Annotated in this window: 2 protein-coding genes; both read left to right on the forward strand. The window is 74.1% G+C overall.

Annotated elements, in window-relative coordinates:
* A partial coding sequence (locus GVL03_RS18795; protein ID WP_159502535.1) for a LacI family DNA-binding transcriptional regulator occupies positions 1–944 on the forward strand: 944 nt, incomplete at its 5' end.
* 204 nt (positions 945–1,148) lie between these two features.
* The coding region (locus GVL03_RS18800; RefSeq protein ID WP_200847248.1) for a class II aldolase/adducin family protein at positions 1,149–1,320 on the forward strand (172 nt) is incomplete at its 3' end.

The raw sequence follows: 1,320 nt of genomic DNA on the forward strand, positions 1-1,320 counted from the left end.
TGGCCGGGGTCTCGGCGCAGACCGTCTCGCGCGTCATCAACGACAACCCCCGCATCCGCGAGGAGACCCGTCGCCGGGTGCTCGATGCCATGGCGCAGCTCGACTACCGCATGAACAACGCCGCTCGCGCCCTCGGCACGAGAACGTCGCGGACCCTCGGGCTGATCGTGTCCGATGCGACGCTGTACGGCCCCGCGGTGGCGGTGGCGGCGATCGAGACGGCGGCGCGCGAGGCCGGGCGCTGGGTCGCGACCGCCTATGCCGACGCGGCGGATGCGGCCTCGGTCCGTGCCGCCGCCACGCACCTGCGCGGCCAGGGCGTCGACGGACTGATCGTCGTCGCGCCGCATGCCCTCACCGCATCCGCCCTCGCCGACGTCGGCGAGGGCATCCCGGTCGTCCCCTTCCACGCGCACGATCGCGGCGCGGCGCAACGACGGGCGGCCGCGCTCGTCGTCGCGCACCTCCACGGACTCGGCCATCGCAGGCTGGCACGGCTCGGCGGCCCGGCGGACTGGCTCGACGAGATCGCCCGCGCCGAGGGATACCACGCGGCCGTCGACGCCCACGGGCTCGTCGAGGTCGCGACCTGGGCGGGGGACTGGTCCGCCGCGGCGGGATCGGCGATCGCGGAGGCCGTGGCCGCGGCCGTGCGGGAGCCGGGCGGCCCGACCGCTGTCGTCTGCGCGAACGACCAGATGGCGCTCGGGCTCGTGGCGGGGCTCGCCGCATCCGGCATCGCGGTCCCCGCCGACGTGAGCGTCGCGGGCTTCGACGACAACCCGGACGCCGCGTACTACCGCCCAGCGCTCACGACCGTGCGGCTCGACGTCGAGGGCGAGGCGCGGCGGTCCGTGGCATCGGTGCTCGACGTGCCCGGGGCGGGCGATCCGGATCCCGCCCGGCTCGTGGTCCGCGACTCGACGGCCGCGCCGGCGCGCTGAGCGGCTCGCGTTGCGTCGACGCCATGTGACCGGTAACATGATGGAACGCCGGGCGCGAAGCCCTATCCGCGCCCGGCGACCACGAGACCCGACGGAGGACCCCGTGATGCGCCCCGACCCGCTAGTGCCGCCCACCCGAGAGGCATCCCGTCGAACACCCGCTCATCGCGGGCATCTCGTCATCGGCCGGCCGGGCGGGATCCGATGAGCTCGTTCGGTCCCGAGATCGAGGTGGCTGTCGCCCGGGTTCGTGCTGAGGTGGCGTCTTTGCATGGGGAGTTGGTGCGTTATGGCTTGGTGGTGTGGACCGGGGGGAATGTGTCGGCGCGGGTTCCGGGTGCGGATCTGTTCGTGATCAAGCCGTCGGGGGTGTCGT

The organism is Microbacterium sp. 18062 (assembly GCF_902706225.1).
Classification (GTDB): Bacteria; Actinomycetota; Actinomycetes; order Actinomycetales; family Microbacteriaceae; genus Microbacterium.